The organism is Phenylobacterium sp. (assembly GCF_031181185.1).
Taxonomy (GTDB): Bacteria; Pseudomonadota; Alphaproteobacteria; order Caulobacterales; family Caulobacteraceae; genus Phenylobacterium.
The window spans coordinates 1-15,507 of the sequence record NZ_JAPSKZ010000089.1 but is presented as its reverse complement, the minus strand read 5'-3'; the positions used below and the strand labels follow the sequence as shown (position 1 = coordinate 15,507).

At 70.9% G+C, this 15,507-nt stretch carries 22 protein-coding genes and 1 pseudogene; 11 read left to right on the top strand and 12 right to left on the bottom strand.

The genetic code is table 11. The features are described from left to right. The 3 genes from RIF93_RS12160 to RIF93_RS12150 form a co-directional block, all read right to left on the bottom strand. Nucleotides 1–373 (bottom strand): hypothetical protein (locus RIF93_RS12160; protein WP_309091672.1); only part of this gene is annotated, 373 nt, incomplete at its 3' end. Between the two features lie 274 nt (nt 374–647). Then, entirely contained in the window at nt 648–821 is a 174-nt protein-coding gene (locus tag RIF93_RS12155; RefSeq protein ID WP_309091671.1) for a hypothetical protein, read from the bottom strand. A gap of 22 nt (nt 822–843) precedes the next feature. Then, nucleotides 844–1,263 carry an MAPEG family protein gene (locus RIF93_RS12150; protein ID WP_309091669.1) on the bottom strand — a complete coding sequence of 140 codons (420 nt, stop codon included), beginning with the start codon at nt 1,261–1,263 and terminating at the stop codon, nt 844–846. A gap of 135 nt (nt 1,264–1,398) precedes the next feature. Between RIF93_RS12150 and RIF93_RS12145 the strand changes: the two genes are divergently transcribed. From RIF93_RS12145 to RIF93_RS12125, 5 genes are all read left to right on the top strand, one after another. Then, the gene (locus RIF93_RS12145; protein WP_309091668.1) at nt 1,399–2,322 is read left to right on the top strand and encodes an EamA family transporter; all 924 of its coding nucleotides are present in this window, start codon (nt 1,399–1,401) and stop codon (nt 2,320–2,322) included. Nucleotides 2,323–2,373: 51 nt separating this feature from the next. After that, complete coding sequence (locus RIF93_RS12140; protein WP_309091666.1) at nt 2,374–2,562, top strand: hypothetical protein; 189 nt, start codon at nt 2,374–2,376, stop codon at nt 2,560–2,562. 50 nt (nt 2,563–2,612) lie between these two features. Beyond that, nucleotides 2,613–3,044 carry an OsmC family protein gene (locus RIF93_RS12135; protein ID WP_375163877.1) on the top strand — a complete coding sequence of 144 codons (432 nt, stop codon included), beginning with the start codon at nt 2,613–2,615 and terminating at the stop codon, nt 3,042–3,044. 316 nt (nt 3,045–3,360) lie between these two features. After that, complete coding sequence (locus RIF93_RS12130; RefSeq protein ID WP_309091662.1) at nt 3,361–3,723, top strand: glycine zipper 2TM domain-containing protein; 363 nt, start codon at nt 3,361–3,363, stop codon at nt 3,721–3,723. 198 nt (nt 3,724–3,921) lie between these two features. After that, nucleotides 3,922–4,086 (top strand): hypothetical protein, encoded by a 165-nt coding sequence (locus RIF93_RS12125; RefSeq protein WP_309091660.1) that lies wholly within the window; start codon nt 3,922–3,924, stop codon nt 4,084–4,086. Nucleotides 4,087–4,093: 7 nt separating this feature from the next. Here RIF93_RS12125 and mtgA read toward each other — a convergent pair whose 3' ends face one another. Further along, a complete protein-coding gene (mtgA, locus tag RIF93_RS12120) occupies nt 4,094–4,804 on the bottom strand; it encodes a monofunctional biosynthetic peptidoglycan transglycosylase (protein WP_309091658.1) in 711 nt (236 codons plus the stop codon). Between the two features lie 83 nt (nt 4,805–4,887). Here mtgA and RIF93_RS12115 point away from each other — a divergent pair, with 83 nt between their 5' ends. Next, nucleotides 4,888–5,547 carry a nitroreductase gene (locus RIF93_RS12115; protein WP_309091656.1) on the top strand — a complete coding sequence of 220 codons (660 nt, stop codon included), beginning with the start codon at nt 4,888–4,890 and terminating at the stop codon, nt 5,545–5,547. Here RIF93_RS12115 and RIF93_RS12110 read toward each other — a convergent pair. Further along, nucleotides 5,544–6,515 (bottom strand): WD40 repeat domain-containing protein, encoded by a 972-nt coding sequence (locus RIF93_RS12110; protein ID WP_309091654.1) that lies wholly within the window; start codon nt 6,513–6,515, stop codon nt 5,544–5,546. The two genes, RIF93_RS12115 and RIF93_RS12110, sit on opposite strands and share 4 nt — an antisense overlap. A gap of 136 nt (nt 6,516–6,651) precedes the next feature. Here RIF93_RS12110 and RIF93_RS12105 point away from each other — a divergent pair, with 136 nt between their 5' ends. The 4 genes from RIF93_RS12105 (at nt 6,652) to RIF93_RS12090 (ending at nt 9,719) form a co-directional block, all read left to right on the top strand. Then, entirely contained in the window at nt 6,652–7,092 is a 441-nt protein-coding gene (locus RIF93_RS12105; RefSeq protein ID WP_309091652.1) for a biopolymer transporter ExbD, read from the top strand. A 115-nt stretch (nt 7,093–7,207) separates the two neighbouring features. After that, on the top strand, nt 7,208–7,519 hold the full coding sequence (locus RIF93_RS12100) for a hypothetical protein (RefSeq protein ID WP_309091651.1): 312 nt from the start codon (nt 7,208–7,210) through the stop codon (nt 7,517–7,519). Between the two features lie 95 nt (nt 7,520–7,614). Then, complete coding sequence (ald, locus tag RIF93_RS12095; protein WP_309091649.1) at nt 7,615–8,727, top strand: alanine dehydrogenase; 1,113 nt, start codon at nt 7,615–7,617, stop codon at nt 8,725–8,727. A 131-nt stretch (nt 8,728–8,858) separates the two neighbouring features. Beyond that, nucleotides 8,859–9,719, top strand: coding sequence for a dienelactone hydrolase family protein (locus tag RIF93_RS12090; RefSeq protein WP_309091647.1), 861 nt, complete (start codon nt 8,859–8,861; stop codon nt 9,717–9,719). Nucleotides 9,720–9,889: 170 nt separating this feature from the next. On the opposite strand, the gene RIF93_RS12085 is transcribed toward RIF93_RS12090, so the two are convergent. Next, nucleotides 9,890–10,753: a bifunctional regulator KidO gene (locus RIF93_RS12085; protein ID WP_309091645.1), complete on the bottom strand. Its 864-nt coding sequence runs from the start codon at nt 10,751–10,753 to the stop codon at nt 9,890–9,892. Between the two features lie 81 nt (nt 10,754–10,834). On the opposite strand from RIF93_RS12085, the gene RIF93_RS12080 reads away from it, so the two are divergent. Beyond that, complete coding sequence (locus tag RIF93_RS12080; protein ID WP_309091643.1) at nt 10,835–11,911, top strand: XdhC family protein; 1,077 nt, start codon at nt 10,835–10,837, stop codon at nt 11,909–11,911. Here RIF93_RS12080 and glp read toward each other — a convergent pair. The 6 genes and pseudogenes from glp to RIF93_RS12050 form a co-directional block, all read right to left on the bottom strand. Then, nucleotides 11,797–12,981 (bottom strand): annotated as a pseudogene (gene glp, locus RIF93_RS12075) (gephyrin-like molybdotransferase Glp); the annotation flags it as partial. The gene RIF93_RS12080 and the pseudogene glp sit on opposite strands and share 115 nt — an antisense overlap. After that, nucleotides 12,978–13,445: a cyclic pyranopterin monophosphate synthase MoaC gene (moaC, locus tag RIF93_RS12070; RefSeq protein ID WP_309091640.1), complete on the bottom strand. Its 468-nt coding sequence runs from the start codon at nt 13,443–13,445 to the stop codon at nt 12,978–12,980. The gene moaC and the pseudogene glp, both read right to left, overlap by 4 nt. Further along, nucleotides 13,442–13,987, bottom strand: coding sequence for a molybdenum cofactor biosynthesis protein B (gene moaB / locus RIF93_RS12065; protein WP_309091638.1), 546 nt, complete (start codon nt 13,985–13,987; stop codon nt 13,442–13,444). The genes moaC and moaB overlap by 4 nt, the downstream gene beginning before the upstream one ends. Next, the gene (locus RIF93_RS12060) at nt 13,984–14,442 is read right to left on the bottom strand and encodes a molybdenum cofactor biosynthesis protein MoaE (RefSeq protein WP_309091636.1); all 459 of its coding nucleotides are present in this window, start codon (nt 14,440–14,442) and stop codon (nt 13,984–13,986) included. The genes moaB and RIF93_RS12060 overlap by 4 nt, the downstream gene beginning before the upstream one ends. After that, a complete protein-coding gene (locus RIF93_RS12055; RefSeq protein ID WP_309091634.1) occupies nt 14,439–14,678 on the bottom strand; it encodes a MoaD/ThiS family protein in 240 nt (79 codons plus the stop codon). Before RIF93_RS12055 ends, RIF93_RS12060 begins: the two co-directional genes overlap by 4 nt. A 3-nt stretch (nt 14,679–14,681) precedes the next feature. Beyond that, a partial coding sequence (locus RIF93_RS12050; protein WP_309091633.1) for a GTP 3',8-cyclase MoaA occupies nt 14,682–15,507 on the bottom strand: 826 nt, incomplete at its 5' end.

The window sequence follows — 15,507 nt, the reverse complement described above, 5'->3', positions numbered from 1 at the left end:
CGTCGCCGGCGAAGTCCGGGCGGCGGTTCATCCAGTTGTAGAGCGTCATCAGGCAGGGCAGCGCCGGGTCCTGGGCAATGACGTACAGCGGCGCGCCCTGGGCAAGGCGCTCGACGACGGCGTCGGCGATGGCCGGATCGAAACGGCTGGGGCGGCCGCGGCGGGGCAGTCCGCCGACCACGCGGGCCTGGTCGACCCGGGCGGCGAACCCCGGCTTCGTCCGCATCCACGCGCGGATCTGCTGGGGCGAGGGCAGGTCGGGGTAGGCGGCCAGGTGGCGCAGCGGCACACCCTGGGCCAGTTGTTCGCAGACGCGCTCGGCGACGTCCTCGGACCAGCGGACGTAGGGCTTGCGCGGGGCCTTGGCGCTCATCCGCGCAGCCTAGCACGGATGGGTCGTTCAGGCGAACGTTACGTGAACACACCCCGCGGCCGCCGCGCGCCGCTTCCTGAGCGGTTTCGGCCTTCATGCCGCCCGCCAACCGCGCGATCTCGCGGGCCACGTCCTCTGGCCCATGGTCGGGGGTGAGCTCGACGTAACGGATCCCCGCTTGCGCAGGGCTTCCTTCTTCACCGCGTCGCGGACGGCCGCGGTTCCCTGATAGTGCCCGCCGCCCTGGTGCACGAAGGCGGCCAGCGCGTGAACGCTAGCGCTTCATCCAGGGCTTGGACTTCGACGACGAGGCGTGCGCCGCGGCCCGCTCGTCGGCCAGCCCGGCGCCAGGTCGAGCTTGCGAGGCCTGGGCGGCCTTCTTCAGCCGCAGCGCCTTCTGCATCGGGGTTTCGCCCTCGGGCGGCTTGTCGGCGGGAGTGTCGCTCATCCTGCCGACCTACCACGTATCGCTAGAACACGACCATCGCGGCGCGCACCGCCATCGCCGTCAGCACCGCCGAGGCCAGCATGAACAGCGCCCACCTGACCATGATGACATTGACGGTCGCCTGCACGAGGCTATGGGCGACCCGCAGGCCGACATAGGCCCACGCCAGGGTCGCGTTCAGCCCGTCGCCTGCGCCGGCGACCGCCAGGGCGAGCGCCGTGGCGTAGAAGATCGTCGGCTGCTCCATCAGGTGGTTGTAGTTGTCGGCCTTCCAACGGACCTGCGGCGGCAGCGCGGCGGTCAGCTCGCCCGTCGGCTTCGTGGGGTCCAGCGGGATCTTCAGCTTCTGCATGGCCGGGATGCGGGTGGCATACAGCCACAGCCACATCACCAGCGACCACAGCACCAGGCCGATGACGGGCGCCAGGATCGGCGATTCCATTGGGGTCCCCTCCGAGTCATGTCCGGCGCCAAGGATGCGCTGGAAAGCTGCGCCGTGGCCAGCGCCGCGCCACCGGCCCTTTCCGCCAGGCCGGCCCGGTCCTAAGGCAAGGTCTTCCGCCGGCAGGAGCAGACCTTGGCCCACCGAAACGTCGCCTGGCCCTCGGGCGTGGTCCTGCCGCTGGCGGCGGTGACCGCCGCCATGGCCGCCTTCCAGGTCGGCGCCGCCCTGGCCAAGGGCCTGTTCCCGGCGGTCGGGCCCGAGGGCGCGGCGGCGCTGCGGATTTCACTGGGCGCGCTAATGCTGCTGGCCGTGGGGCGGCCCTGGCGCGTGTGGAAGGGCGGGCTTGGGCCCGGTCGGGCCTCGATCCTGCCGCTGGTCGGCCTGGGCCTGTCCGTGGCCGGCGTGATCCTGTTCTTCTACTTGGCCATCGCCCGCCTGCCCCTGGGCGTGGCCATCGCGCTCCAGTTCCTGGGGCCGCTGGGGGTGGCGGTGTTCGGCTCGCGGCGGGCCAGCGACCTCCTGTGGGCCGCCATGGCCGGCGTCGGCGTGTGGCTGCTGGTAGGGGTAGGCGCGGCGGCCGCGGCCCTGGATCCGGTCGGTATCGGCTGGGGCCTGTGCGCCGGCGCCTGCTGGGCGGCCTATATCCTGATGGGGCGGAGCGTCAGCGGCAGCTACGGCGTCGCCACGGCGGGGCTTTCGGTGGCCATCGCCGCCGTCGCGGTGCTGCCCGTCGGGCTCGCCAAGGCCGGCGCCGGGCTCTTCTCGCCCGCGATCCTGCCCTACGCCCTGCTGGTCGCCCTCATGTCGACGGCCATTCCCTTCGCGCTCGAGTTCTTCGCCATGCCGCGGATGCCGGCGCGCACCTTCGCCGTGTTCACCAGCCTGGAGCCGGCGTTCGGCGTCCTGTCGGGCCTCGTACTGCTGGGCGAACGGCTCAGCCTCACCCAGACATTGGGCGTCTCGCTGGTGATCGGCGCGGCGGCGGCCGCGGCCTGGTCCAGTTCGGCGAAGGCGGCGGACGCGCATCCGGCAGGCCCCGACGCCACTCCCAACTGACGCCTTCGTGAGCGGCGGAACCGGCTCGCGGCCAAGCTCGTTCGACACGGCATGACCAGGGCTGAAACCTATCTCAAGCACGCCGCCGAAGCCGAAGCGCTGGCGGCCCGGGCGCAGAGCCTCGCCGGACGCCTGCGCTGCCTCGACCTCGCCGAGGGCTATCGCGCGCTGGCCGCGCGCGTCCAGGCGGTCGCCGCCGAGCAGCGCAGCTGGGCGCCGGAGGAGCGCCGTCAGGCCTAGGAACGCCCGCCGTCCGGGTCCATGCTGGGCGCCTCACCCGAACGAGGAGCTTGAAGATGATCCGCAAGGCGAGCGCGGTGTGGCGCGGAACGGGACGCGACGGGTCCGGCGCGCTGAGTTCAGGCTCGGGCGTCCTCTCCGACACGCCCTATTCCTTCAAGACCCGCTTTGAGGGCGATCCGGGCACGAACCCTGAGGAGCTGATCGCCGCGGCCCACGCGGGCTGCTTCACCATGGCCCTGGCGTTCGGCCTGCAGCGGGCCGGCTTCACGCCTGACGAGCTCTCGACCGAGGCCGCCGTGTCGCTGGACCAGGACGGCGCGGGCTTCAAGATCAGCCGCTCGGCGCTGACGCTGCGTGGCAAGGTCCCGGGGCTTGATGAAGCCAAGTTCCTCGAGCTCGCCCACGACGCCGAGCAGAACTGCCCCGTCTCCAAGGTGCTGAACGCCGAGATCACCCTGGACGCCCGTCTGGAGCCCTAGGCCAGAGGCGCGGTCAACCGGCACTCCAGGCCGCCGGGCGGGAACGTGAGCTCGGCCTCGCTGCGCAGCTCGACGGAACCAGCGGCGCTTTGGCGCGCTCAAGCTTGGCTGAACTGCAGGATGGCGCCGCTGCTAGAGCGCCGGCCTGCAGACAGTGCGTAGCTAGCCAAGGTTTGCCCCGCGGGTGTCCCCGGCCCGCGGGGTTTCTTCTGTCCGCGGGCCGGGCTCGGCAGATGACCGGAACCTGAACGACGCGTTTCAGGGTGGGTTCAAGTGGCGCCCTTTAGAACGGCTTCAACGGACAAGGAGCCGAACCATGAAGATGCAAGCCAAGTCGAAGATCGCTGTCGCCGCCCTGGTCGCGGGTTCGATCGCCCTCCCCGCGGGGACGGCCGCAGCCGGCGAGAAGGCCGAGCGCGCCATCATCGGCGCCCTGATCGGCGGCGTCGCCGGCGCGGCGATCTCGAAGGACGACACCACCGGCGCCCTGGTCGGCGCGGCGGCGGGCGCGGCCCTCGGCGCGGCGACGGCGAAGGACAAGAACCGTCGCTATTACCGCACGAACCGCGCCTATTCGAACTACGACAGCCGCTATCGGTACAACAACTACGACCGCTACGGCCGTTACGACAACCGGTACTACGCCCCGCGGAACGCCTACTACGGCTACTACCGCTAAGCGGTAGGTCGCGGGCGGGCGGCGCGATCCCTGACCGACGTTCAGTATCGATCAGGTTGTATCGCGCCGCCGACCCCGCGCGTCAGTAACCCTAACGATATCAATCGGAAGATTCGCGTCGGAAGCGAGTCCTGTGCTAATGAAGCCTCGGCCGCGCCTTTTCGCGGCTCTGGCCGGTTAGCCTGTAGGTCGCTGACGATGCAGAAGTTCGTCATCCAGCAGAACATCCAGCATTTCGAAGATCTGCTGGAGGCCGCGGTCGCGCCCGAGGACCGCCAGCGTCTGCAGGCCCTGCTCGAGGCCGAGCGGGCCAAGCTGCGCGCGGTCGAGGCGGCCGAGGACCCCGAGGCTCAGGCGAAGTAATCCGTCCTCAATCCAGGACGCAGCCCGCCAGGCCCTGGCTGCGCACCGCGCCTGCGTTGCGGCGGATGCTGCCGGAGCGGCGCTTGATGTACGGCCCAGGCTTGGCCGCCTTCCACGACAAGGGCTTGGGCACGATCGCCGCCAGCCGCGCCGCCTGCGCCGCAGTGAGCCGGCTGGCGGGTACGCCGAAGTTCGCCTGGGCGGCGGCCTCGGCGCCATAGACGCCCGGCCCCCATTCGATGGAGTTCAGATAGACCTCCATGATCCGGCGCTTGCCCCAGCCGATCTCGATCAGCACGGTGAAGTAGGCTTCGAGCCCCTTGCGCACCCAGTCGCGCCGCGGCCACAGGAAGACGTTCTTGGCGGTCTGCTGGCTGATGGTCGAGCCGCCGCGGATGCGCTTGCCGCTCTCGTTGTAGGCCATGGCCCGGCGGATGGCGTTGAAATCGAAGCCGAAGTGCTCGCAGAAGCGGGCGTCCTCGCCGGCCATCACCGCGCGCACCAGGTGCGGCGACATCCGCTCCAGCGGGACCCACTCGCGCTCGACGCCCTGGCCCTCGAACACCCGCTGGACCATCAGATAGGTCAGCGGCACCGGGACGAAGCGATAGACCGCCACGGTCAGCACCGGACCGATCCAGAAGACGATCAGGCCTGCGATGACGAGCCCCGTCACCAGCTTGCGGAACCAGCCGCCGTTTTTGCTCCGCTTCGCCACGCTCGCCCCGACGGCTTGTCTTGACCTTGGGACCGGCTGATAGGTCCCCCCGTCAGAGGGTGCGAAATCATGGTTGCCGCAAGATGAACGTTTCCGAGGCGGTCGCCCGCCGCATGTCCGTCCGCGCCTTCCGCCCCGACCCGGTGCCGGCGGAAACGGTGCGCGAGATCCTGCAGCTGGCGGCCAAGGCGCCGTCGGGCGGCAATCTGCAGCCCTGGCGGGTCTATGCGCTGGCCGGCGCGCCGCTGGAGGCGCTCAAGGCCGAGGTCCGCGCCAATCCGCTGGGCGAGCCGCCCGAATACGACGTCTATCCGCCGAACCTGTGGGACCCGTTCCGCACCCGCCGCTTCCAGAACGGCGAGGACCTCTACGCGACGATCTCGATCCCTCGTGAGGACAAGCCGGCGCGCCTGCGCCAGCTGGCCAAGAACGGCGAGTTCTTCGGCGCGCCGGTGGGCCTCTTCTTCTGCCTGGACCGCAAGCTGGGCCCGCCGCAGTGGGCCGACGTCGGCATGTACATGCAGACCGTCATGCTGCTGGCGGTCGAGCGCGGTCTCGACACCTGCGCGCAGGAGTACTGGGCCCGCTACCCGCAGACCGTGGCCAAGGCTCTGGAGCTGCCCGACGACCACATGCTGTTCTCCGGCATGGCGATGGGCTTCCGCGACGAGGCCCACCCGATCAACACCCTGAAAGCCGCCCGCGACCCATTCGACGTCTGGGCCGAGCTGAAGGGGTTCTAGGCGACCTCCGCCACGCCGGCGTTACCGTCCTCGTCGCCCCAGGCGACGCGCTTGGCGTCGGGGGTGATGGCGAGCGCCGTGATCTGGCTTCCCTTCTCGGCCTTCAGCGGGATGATCCGCTGGCCGGTGAGGTCGCAGGCCCAGACGCGGCCGTCCTCGAGGCCGGCGGCCAGCCAGCTGGTGGCCGGCGCCGTCGCGATCTTCGTCACGACCGTGCTCTCGTCGTAGCCTACCTCGGCCGCCTGCTTGCCCATGGGGCCGGCAGGACCCGAGAACGGCCACACCACCACGCCGTTCGCGCCGCTGGTGGCGAGCAGGCTGCCCTTCGAGAGGAACGCCAGGCTCTTCGGCTTGGTGGGGTAGCCGCCCATCCGCATGTTCTTCTCGTCGGCCACGCGCCAGCCGTGCAGCTGGTTCTCCTGCATGGCGCTGATCAGGAACTTGCCGTCGGGGCTCCAGACCACGGCCACATGGCTGCCGGCCCACTTCAGCGCCACCGGCTTCTGGTCGGCGATGCGGGCGTACCAGAGGAAGGCGCCGCCGTAGCTGGCGACCGCCAGGCGCCGGCCCTTGGGGTCGAAGGCGATGTCGGCGACAGTCTTCTCGTGCGTGAACACGCGCTGGAAAGCGGCGTCCTTCACGTCGCGCACATGCAGCTCGCGTCCGGCGCCGAAGGCCACCAGGCCGGACTCCGCGCTGGCCGCCACGCTGTCGATCCACTTACCGCGGACCTCGGCCAGCACCTCGGTCGACCCGTCCGCGCGCGCCCAGACCACGCGACCGTTGTCGCCCCCCGACACCAGGCCCTCGCCGCTCGGGTGGACGACCGCCGCGAGGCTCGCGCCGTCGTGCGCCTCCACGGTGGTCCCATCGGCGAACCGCACCGTGCCGTCGCCCAGAGCGAATCCGGCGTTCCCCGAACGGTCGAAGTGGGCGGCCGTGACGTAGGCGTCGAAGCTGAAATTCATGGCTTCCCCCTAGATCGGAGGCCGATCCGCCGCAAGGCGGGCGCTTTCACGCTTTACAAGGCGTTTTCGGCTTGCCAATGGTCCCGGCGAACGGGCGCGCAAGGTTGCGCACGCCCGAGGGAAGGATCCAGGACGTATGGGTGCGAAGATCGGCGGCGGGGGCGGCAATAAGTTCGACCTCGGCCAGAACTCGGACATGAACGTCACGCCCTTCGTGGACGTGATGCTCGTGCTCCTCATCATCTTCATGGTGTCGATTCCGGCCGCCACGGTCTCCATCAAGCTCGACCTGCCGCCGGCCATTCCGCCGCCGCCCGGCACGGTGGTGAAGGAGCCGACGCTGATCAACATCCAGCGCGGCGGCCTCTACATCGGCGATCAGCCCACCGCGCTCGAGCGTCTGGCGGGCGACCTGTCGGCCCAGCTGCAGCGGGACGACCCGGCCACGCCGCCGACCGAACAGCGCGTCTACATCCGCGCCGACCGCGATGTCCGCTACGGCGACTTCATGGCGGTGATGAACGACCTGCAGGGCAACGGCTTCTACCAGGTCGCGCTGATCAACGAAGAGCTCTAAGCCCTTCGACCCAGTTACGGACAAGCCCGCCCGGGAGACCGCGGCGGGCTTTTTCGTGGGCGCTCGTCCGGAACCCACCCCGTCGTCGCCGCTTCTTGGGATCAGGAGGCCGGCCATGACCCAGCAGCCAGACCAGAATATCCAGCACGGCGTCGCTGTCGGCGACGGCATGCGCGACGCCGACGAGCGGGTGGCCACCGGCGACCGGCGCCAAGACGTCCACTTCGAGCGCCGCGCGAACGGCGAGCTTCGGGCCGAACACCTGAAGAAGCCCGAAGGCCCCCTGCCGCCCCAGATGGAGACCGCCGACGGGCTGCCCGCCAACAACGGTCCGCCGGTCGAAGACGTGGCGGTGGCGCCCGAAGGTCCCTCCGTCTGGGATGCGCGCCCGACCGACGATGGCCACGACCATCCGGGGAAGCGATAGCGGCGTCCGCCTTCAGGATAACTCCGGTTGACACCGGCACAGCTTCCCACCAAACCGTCCGCTCTCCGCAATAACGCACCCCTATGGAGGGCTTCATGCGCGTTGGCGTGCCTCGTGAGATCAAGCCGGACGAATATCGTGTGGGGCTGACCCCCGCGGCGGTCCGCGAATATGTCGCCCACGGCCATGAAGTGTTGGTCGAGCAGGGCGCCGGCGGCGGCGCCGGCTATGGCGACGAGGCCTATGTGAAGGCCGGGGCCAAGATCGTCCCTGACGCCGAGGCGGTCTTCTCGGGCGCCGAGATGATCGTGAAGGTCAAGGAGCCCCAGGCCGTCGAGTGGGCCCGCCTGACCGAGAAGCACATCCTCTTCACCTACCTGCACCTCGCGCCCGATCCGGCCCAGACCGAAGGGCTGCTGCAGTCGGGCTGCGCGGCCATCGCCTACGAGACGGTCACCGATGACGCCGGCGGCCTGCCGCTGCTGGCGCCGATGTCGGAAGTCGCCGGTCGCATCGCCGTCTTCTCGGCGGGCGAGACCCTCCTGAAGCACAACGGCGGCATGGGCCTCCTGATCTCGGGCGTGCCGGGCGTGCCGCCGGCGCGCGTCTGCATCCTGGGCGGCGGCGTCGTGGGCGCCAACGCCGCGGTGATGGCCGCGGGCCTGGGCGCCGAGGTGGTGATCATGGAGCGGTCGATCCCGCGCATGCGCTACATCGACGACATCTTTGCCGGCCGGGTGATCACCCGCTACTCGACCTACGACTCGGTCGAGGAGGAGATCCTGAAGGCCGACGTGGTGATCGGGGCCGTGCTGACCCCGGGCGCGGCCGCGCCGAAGCTGGTCCGCAAGGAGCACCTGTCGCAGATGAAGCCGGGGGCGGTCCTGGTGGACGTCTCCATCGACCAGGGCGGCTGCTTCGAGACCAGCCGGCCGACCACCCACAAGAACCCGACCTATACCGTCGACGGCGTCGTCCACTACTGCGTGGCCAACATGCCGGGCGCGGCGCCCCGCACCTCGTCGGAAGCCCTGGGCCACGCGACCCTGCCGTTCGGCCTGCGCCTGGCCGACAAGGGCCTGGACGCGCTGAAGACCAACAAGCATCTGGCGAAGGGCCTGAACGTCCTGAAGGGCGAGATCACCCACCCGGCCGTCGCCGAGGCCTTGGGCAAGCCGTTCAAGGACGCCTACGGCGTCTGGGGCTGAGCCGCCCGCCAGAACGATGACGAAGGCGCCGGCTTCAGGGTCGGCGCCTTTTTCTTTGTTCCCCTTCGCGAAATACGGCCGCAACAATCGCGGCCACGCTTTTGCGCGAACAGCGAAGGGAGGATCCGCCAATGTGCGACGAGGACATCAATCCGTGGGCCGAGCCGGTCTCGCGGCGGACCGTGGGCCTGGGCGCGCTGGGGATCGCCGCCGTCGCGCTGACGGCGGCCGAGGCGCAGGCCCAGGCGAACGTCGTCGAGAAGGACGTCGTCGTGAAGACGCCGGACGGCGAGTCCGAGGCGGTGCTGCTGCATCCGTCGGGCAAGGGGACCTGGCCGGGCGTGCTGGTGTGGCCCGACATCGGGGGTCTGCGTCCCGTCTTCCGCGACATGGGGCGCAGGCTGGCCGCCCAGGGCTACGTCGTCCTGGTGGTGAACCCGTTCTACCGCTCGGCCAAGCAGGCCGACACGCAGAAGCTGAATTTCGGCGACCCTGAGGGCCGTAAGGCGCTGGGCTCATATCGGGCCGCGCTGATCGAGGGCGAGAACCCGTTCGAGGACGCCCGCGCCTACGTCGCCTTCCTCGACGCCCAGCCCCAGGTGAACAAGAAGAAGCCGATCGGCGTGCAGGGCTACTGCATGGGCGGCCCGCTGTCGTTCCAGACGGCCGGCGCGGTCCCGAACCGCATCGGGGCAGTGGCCAGCTTCCACGGCGGCGGCTTGACCACCAAGGAACCGACCAGCCCGCACCTGCTGGTCGCCAAGACCAAGGCCTCGTACCTGGTCGCCGTCGCCAAGAACGATGACGCCCGAGATCCGGAATCCAAGGAGATCCTCAAGAAGACGTTCGCCGAGACCAAGCGTCCGGCGGTGGTCGACGTCTACCAGGGCGATCACGGTTGGACCGTGCCCGGCAGCCAGGTCTACCACCAGGCCGAGGCCGAGCGCGCCTGGGCCGAGCTGACGAAGCTCTACAAGAAGGCGCTGGGTTAGATCTCGCATCGAGCCTTCGCGCCTGCGGAGGCTCGGTCGTCCAACCACTGAAAACACGGAAAACACTGAAGGGCGGAGGCCGAGAACACGCCCCTTCAGTGACGGCGCCGCAGGCGCCTTCGGTGTTTTCAGTGGTTCTATTCCGCTCTCGCGGGAGGGGCGGCTTGTCGCTAGGCCGCGGCCCAGGCCAGGGCCTCGGGGTCGTCCAGCGCCATCTCGTCCCAGTCGAGGTCTGGCGGCGGGCTCATGGCCGCCGCCACGACCGCGCTCATCTCGGCGGCGGAGCCGACGCCGACCAGCACCGCCGAGGCCTCGGGCCGTGACAGGGCGAAGCCGAGGGCCGCCTGCAGGGGGTCGGACCGGCCTTCGGCGATCAGGCGCCGGGCCCGGCTGATACGGCCGGCGGCCGCCTTCAGGTGGCTGGGGGCCCGATCGGGCGGCAGGAACAGCACGCCGTTCAGGAAGATCGAGCGCAGGTGCACCTCGACCCCCATCTCGCAGAGCTCGGCCAGCGTGCCGTCGATCAGCAGCCGCTGGTCCAGCAGCGAGGCCGGCGCCTGGATGACGTCGGGCTTGAAGCGTTTGGTCAGGCCGATCGGATCGTCCGAGGCGTAAACCGACACCCCGATCTTGGAGCAGAGGCCGGCGTCCTTCAGGGCGCGCAGACGGTCCCACAGCTGCGGGCCGAGCGGCGAGAACAGGTCGGTCGCCGACGGCGCCAGGAGCGCGTCTACCCGCTCGACGCCCATGCGGCGCATCTGGGCGCGCACCTCGGCCTCGACCAGATCCGGCCCGCGGTCGGGGCGGACGGTGGTGAGGGTGACGCGGAAGGGGTTCGGTCGCGGCAGGGCCTGGCCCAGCATGGACTCGGCCGCCTGGCTATGGCGGCCGACCTCCAGGACGCCCAGGCCGGAGCGTGCGGCGATCGCCAGGATATCGCGGGCCTCGGCCTCACGCGGCCGGCCGCGCAGGGCCGGCTGGTCGAAGCCGAATTGCCCGGACCCGAGGCCGAGCTTGCTGAGCAAAGACGTCATGGGATGGCGAAGGCTTGGTGTAGTCCTCTTGAGCCGCCATCTTCACCTGGAAGGCCTAAGAAGCCGTGACCGAGACCTTTCGTGAGTCTTAAAAGCGTGAATTCGCCACATATCGACGCCCTGCCCGAATGGCCGGCCTTCGGCCTCGCCGATGACGTGCGGCCGGCGCTGCAGGCGGCGCGGGCGGCGGGCGGGCCTTGCGTGCTGGCGACGCTGACGGCGGTGGAGGGCGGCGGCCCCCGTCCGCCCGGGACCCAGATGGTCTTCGCGCCGGGCGTGGTCAGCGGTTACTTCTCCGGCGGCTGTGTCGAGGGGGACGTGGCGGGCCACGCCGACGCCTGCCTGGCCGACGGGCGGCCGCGCACGCTGGTCTACGGCGAAGGCAGTCCATGGCCCGACATCCGCCTGCTGTGCGGCGCGCGCATCGAAATCTTTCTCGAGCGGGTCGGCCCCGACGACCCTGCCGTGGCCGAGGTGCTGGCCGCCTGGGAAGCGCGTCGTGCGGTGACCTACGTCAGCGACGGCGAAGCGCGCGCCTGCGGATCGGAGGCCTCGCCTTGGCCGGAAGCGGCGGTGGTACGAGCCTATGAGCCGACGGCGCGGCTGGTGGTGGTGGGTGGCGACCCGACCGCGCTGGCCATTGCCGAGCTCGGCGTCCGTTCGGGCTTCGAGACGACCCTGGTGCGGCCGAAGGGTCCGGCCGTCCCGCCGCCGATCGCCGGCGTCGCCTATCGCCGCGACGCGCCCGGCGAGGCGCTGGCCGCCATCGGGCTCGACGCCTGGACCCATGTAGCCGTCGCCACCCACGACCTCGACACCGACCGCGACGCCCTGCGGGTGGCCCTGCCGTCGCGCGCGGCCTACGTGGGGCTGCTCGGCGCGCGGCGCAGGCTGGCCGGGCGGCTTTCCGAGCTCCGGGCCGAAGGCATGCCCGAGGCCGCCATCGCCCGGCTGCACGCCCCCATCGGTCTCGATATCGGCGGCAAGGCGCCGTTCGAGGTGGCCGTCTCGGTGATCGGCGAGATCACCGCCCTGCGCTACGCCCGCGACAGCGGCAGCACGTCCACGACCTCGCCCGCCGAGACCGCCGGCGCGTCCGCCAGGCGGCGCATGAGCGCGTCGGCGGCGGCGAACACGCTGACCAGCGACGAGTCCTGATCCCGGAACGGCCTCACGCTGACGCCGCCGGCCGAGTAGGTCAGCTTGGCCCGCATCCAGTGCTCGCGGCTCCCGTTGGCCGGCAGGTCCGCTTCGAGCCGCGCGGGAATCGTCGCGGGTTCGGCCGGCGCGCCCTGCCACCGGTTCAGGATGGGGCGCAGGAACATCTCGGCGCAGACGAAGGCGGACGCGGGGTTGCCCGGGAGACCCAGCATCAGGCGCCCGTCGGCCAGGCGGCCGAAGAAGGTGGGCTTGCCCGGCCGCACGTTGACGCTGGCCACCTTCAGCTCCAGGCCGAGCGCGGCGCCCGCCTTGCGCACCAGGTCGTGGTCGCCCACCGAGGCGCCGCCGACCGTCACCACCAGGTCGCCCTCGGCGGCGCGCAGAGCGTCGACGGTCGCCTCCAGGTCGTCGCGCACCGGCCTCGCGCGTCGCACCTCGCCGCCCCAGGCTGCGATCATCGCCGCCAGCGCCGGCGAGCCGGAATCGTAGATCTGGAAGGGTCCAGGCTGAGCGGGAGCCTCGACGATCTCTTCGCCGGTGGAGAACAGCGCCACGCGCGGCCGCCGCGCGACTGACAGTTCGGCCCGGCCGGCCGCCGCGGCGAGCGACAGCCGCCAGGGATCGATCCGCACGCCGCGCGCCAGCAGCGGCTGGCCCCCCTTGAAGTCTCCGCCGGCCGGCCGCAGGTGACGGCCGGGCTCGACCGCGGGGACGGTGACCGTATCGCCGTCGCGGGTGGCGTCCTCCTGGATGACGATGGCGTCGGCGCCGGCTGGGATCGCCGCCCCGGTAAAGATCCGCACCGCCTCGCCAGCGTGCAGCGCGCCCTCGTAGCCGCGGCCGGCGGCGCTCTCGCCCACGACGCTCAGCGGGCCCGGCCCGTCGCTGCTTCGGACCGCATAGCCATCCATGGCCGAGGCGTCGAACGGCGGCTGGTCGCGCACGGCCGCCACGTCGTCCGCCAGCACGCGGCCCACGGCGTCCGCCAGCGGCACGGCCTCCGCGACCGGCGCCGGAACCTCGGCCAGCATCCGCGCCCGCGCGTCCTCGACGGGGAGCAGCTTCACGCGGTCCAGTCCCCGCTCTTGCCGCCGGTTTTGCTGACCAGGCGCACGGCCTCGATCACCATGCCCTTCTCGGCCGCCTTCAGCATGTCGTAGAGCGTCAGCAGCGCCACCGAGGCCGCCGTCAGCGCCTCCATCTCGACGCCCGTCTGGCCGGTGGTCTTCACCCGCGCGGTGACGGAAAGCCCGCCGTCGGCCGGCTCCACCCGCACCTCGGCCTTGGAGATCGGCAGCGGGTGGCACATCGGGATCAGGTCCGAGGTCTTCTTGGCCGCCATGACGCCCGCGATCTCGGCGACCGCCCGCACGTCGCCCTTCCGACCCTCGCCCGAGAGCGCCAGCGCCAGGGTGTCGGGGCTCATCCGCAGGAAACCTTCGGCCACCGCCTCGCGCGTCGTGACCGCCTTGTCCGAGACGTCGACCATGCGGGCCCGGCCGGTCTCGTCGAGGTGGGTGAGCTTGCTCACGCCTCCATCAGCCTCGGCATCAGCTCGACCATGTTGCAGGGGCCGTGGCGGCTATCCAGCTGGGCCGAGATCACCTTATCCCAGCCGTCCTTCACCGCCCCGTTCGAGCCGGGCAGGCAGAAGACGAAACAGCCCTTCACGATGCCGGCCAACGCCCGGCTCTGCAGGGTGGACAGCCCGACCGACTGGTAGCTGACCAGGTGGAAGATCACGGAAAAGCCGTCGATCTCCTTGTCGAAGAGCGGCCGCACCGCCTCGGGGGTCACGTCGCGGCCGGTGATCCCGGTGCCGCCGGTCGTGACGATGGCCTCGACGCCCTGGTCCACCCAGGCCAGCACCTGGCGGCGGATCTCTTCGACGTCGTCGCGGACGATGCCCTTGGCCGCCAGCTCGTGCCCCGCGCCCTTCACCCGCTCGGCCAGCACATGGCCGGACGTGTCGCTCTCCTCGTCACGGGTGTCGGAGATGGTCAGCACCGCCACCTTCACCGGCTTGAAGGGCCGGTTCTCGTCGATGCGGCCGCCGGGCGTGAATGCGTTCATGTGGAGGTCTCCTTTTCCCAGCGGGCGCGGTCGGCGTGGTCGGCGGCGGTGGGTTCGATCCAGCGGGCGCCGCCGGGGCCGTGCTCCTTCTTCCAGAAGGGCGCCTTGGACTTCAAGTAGTCCATCAGGAAGTCGCAGGCCTCGAAAGCCGCGCGCCGGTGCGCGGCGGCCGTGGCCACGAAGACGATCGGCTCGCCCGGCGCGATCTGGCCTGTCCGGTGAAGGATCAGCAGGTCGTCGAGCGCGAACCGGGCCCGCGCCTGCTCGGCGATCTTCCCGATCTCCGCCTCCGTGAACCCCGGATAGGCCTCCAGCTCAAGGATCGCGGTCGATCCCTTCTCCGCCCGGGCGATGCCGGTGAAGGTCGCCACCGCGCCGGTTTCCGTGCGGCCGCGCGTGAAATCCGAGAGCAGCGCGCCCGGATCGAACGGCTGCTCTGTGAGCCGGATGCTCATCCGCCGCTCATGGGCGGCAGGAAGGCGACCTCGGATCCTGCGGCCAGCTGGGGATCGCCACGCACGAGCGTCTGGTCCAGCGCCACCTGCACGCCGGGTCCTTCGAGCGCCGCGGCCAAGGCCGCGTCCTCGGCGGCGATCGCGGCTTTGAGGCCGGAGAGGGAGCCGGCGTCGATCGTCCGCTCCCGCCAGCCCGCGAGGTCACGCAAGGGTCCGAACAGCAGCACGCGCGCCATGGCTCAGCCGCCCGTCGTCGACATGTGCCGCGCCACCGCCGGCTTGGCGCGGGCGACGTCGAAGTCGTGGCCCTTGGGCTTGGCGTCCACGGCGTTGCGGATCGCCTCCACGAGGTCGGCATCCGTCGCCCCGGCCCGCAGGACCGCGCGCAGGTCGGCGCTGTCCTCCTGGCCCAGGCAGGTGTGCAGCGTCCCCGTGCACGTCAGCCGCACCCGGTTGCAGGCCTCGCAGAAATTGTGGCTCAGCGGCGTGATGAAGCCCAGGCGCCCGCCGGTCTCGGCCACCCGCACGTAGCGGGCCGGGCCGCCCGTGTTCAGGGGAATGTCTTCCAGTGTCCAGAAGCTCTCCAGCTCGCGCCGCACGTCCTTCAGCGACAGGAACTGGTCGGTGCGGTCGGCCTCCACCTCGCCAAGCGGCATGGTCTCGATCAGGGTGACGTCGCAGCCGCGGCCGTGGGCCCATGCGATGAGGCCTGGAAGCTCCTGAGCGTTGTCGTCCTTCAGCGCCACCGCGTTGATCTTCACCGACAGCCCCGCCGCCTGGGCGGCTTCGATGCCCGCCAGCACCTTCTGCAGGCTGCCGCCCCGGGTCAGCGTGCGGAACAGCTCGGGCTTCAGGGTGTCGAGCGAGACGTTGATCCGCTTCACGCCCGCGCCGGCCAGCCGTTCGGCGAACTCGCTCAGCCGGGTGCCGTTGGTGGTGAGGGTCAGTTCCGCGAGCGCGCCGGTCTTCAGATGCCGTCCCAGGCCCTCGATCAGCTCCATCACCCCCTTGCGCACCAGGGGCTCGCCGCCGGTCAGCCGAAGCTTCGTCACGCCGAGACCGATG

Coding starts and splice junctions, on each gene's coding strand:
- RIF93_RS12125 (WP_309091660.1), top strand. CDS start 3,922: ATGCAGAAGTTCGTCATCCAGCAGAACATCCAGCATTTCGAAGATCTG.
- RIF93_RS12150 (WP_309091669.1), bottom strand. CDS start 1,263: ATGGAATCGCCGATCCTGGCGCCCGTCATCGGCCTGGTGCTGTGGTCG.
- RIF93_RS12090 (WP_309091647.1), top strand. CDS start 8,859: ATGTGCGACGAGGACATCAATCCGTGGGCCGAGCCGGTCTCGCGGCGG.
- RIF93_RS12115 (WP_309091656.1), top strand. CDS start 4,888: ATGAACGTTTCCGAGGCGGTCGCCCGCCGCATGTCCGTCCGCGCCTTC.
- RIF93_RS12130 (WP_309091662.1), top strand. CDS start 3,361: ATGAAGATGCAAGCCAAGTCGAAGATCGCTGTCGCCGCCCTGGTCGCG.
- moaB (WP_309091638.1), bottom strand. CDS start 13,987: ATGAACGCATTCACGCCCGGCGGCCGCATCGACGAGAACCGGCCCTTC.
- RIF93_RS12155 (WP_309091671.1), bottom strand. CDS start 821: ATGAGCGACACTCCCGCCGACAAGCCGCCCGAGGGCGAAACCCCGATG.
- RIF93_RS12055 (WP_309091634.1), bottom strand. CDS start 14,678: ATGGCGCGCGTGCTGCTGTTCGGACCCTTGCGTGACCTCGCGGGCTGG.
- RIF93_RS12100 (WP_309091651.1), top strand. CDS start 7,208: ATGACCCAGCAGCCAGACCAGAATATCCAGCACGGCGTCGCTGTCGGC.
- RIF93_RS12060 (WP_309091636.1), bottom strand. CDS start 14,442: ATGAGCATCCGGCTCACAGAGCAGCCGTTCGATCCGGGCGCGCTGCTC.
- RIF93_RS12140 (WP_309091666.1), top strand. CDS start 2,374: ATGACCAGGGCTGAAACCTATCTCAAGCACGCCGCCGAAGCCGAAGCG.
- ald (WP_309091649.1), top strand. CDS start 7,615: ATGCGCGTTGGCGTGCCTCGTGAGATCAAGCCGGACGAATATCGTGTG.
- RIF93_RS12110 (WP_309091654.1), bottom strand. CDS start 6,515: ATGAATTTCAGCTTCGACGCCTACGTCACGGCCGCCCACTTCGACCGT.
- RIF93_RS12105 (WP_309091652.1), top strand. CDS start 6,652: ATGGGTGCGAAGATCGGCGGCGGGGGCGGCAATAAGTTCGACCTCGGC.
- RIF93_RS12085 (WP_309091645.1), bottom strand. CDS start 10,753: ATGACGTCTTTGCTCAGCAAGCTCGGCCTCGGGTCCGGGCAATTCGGC.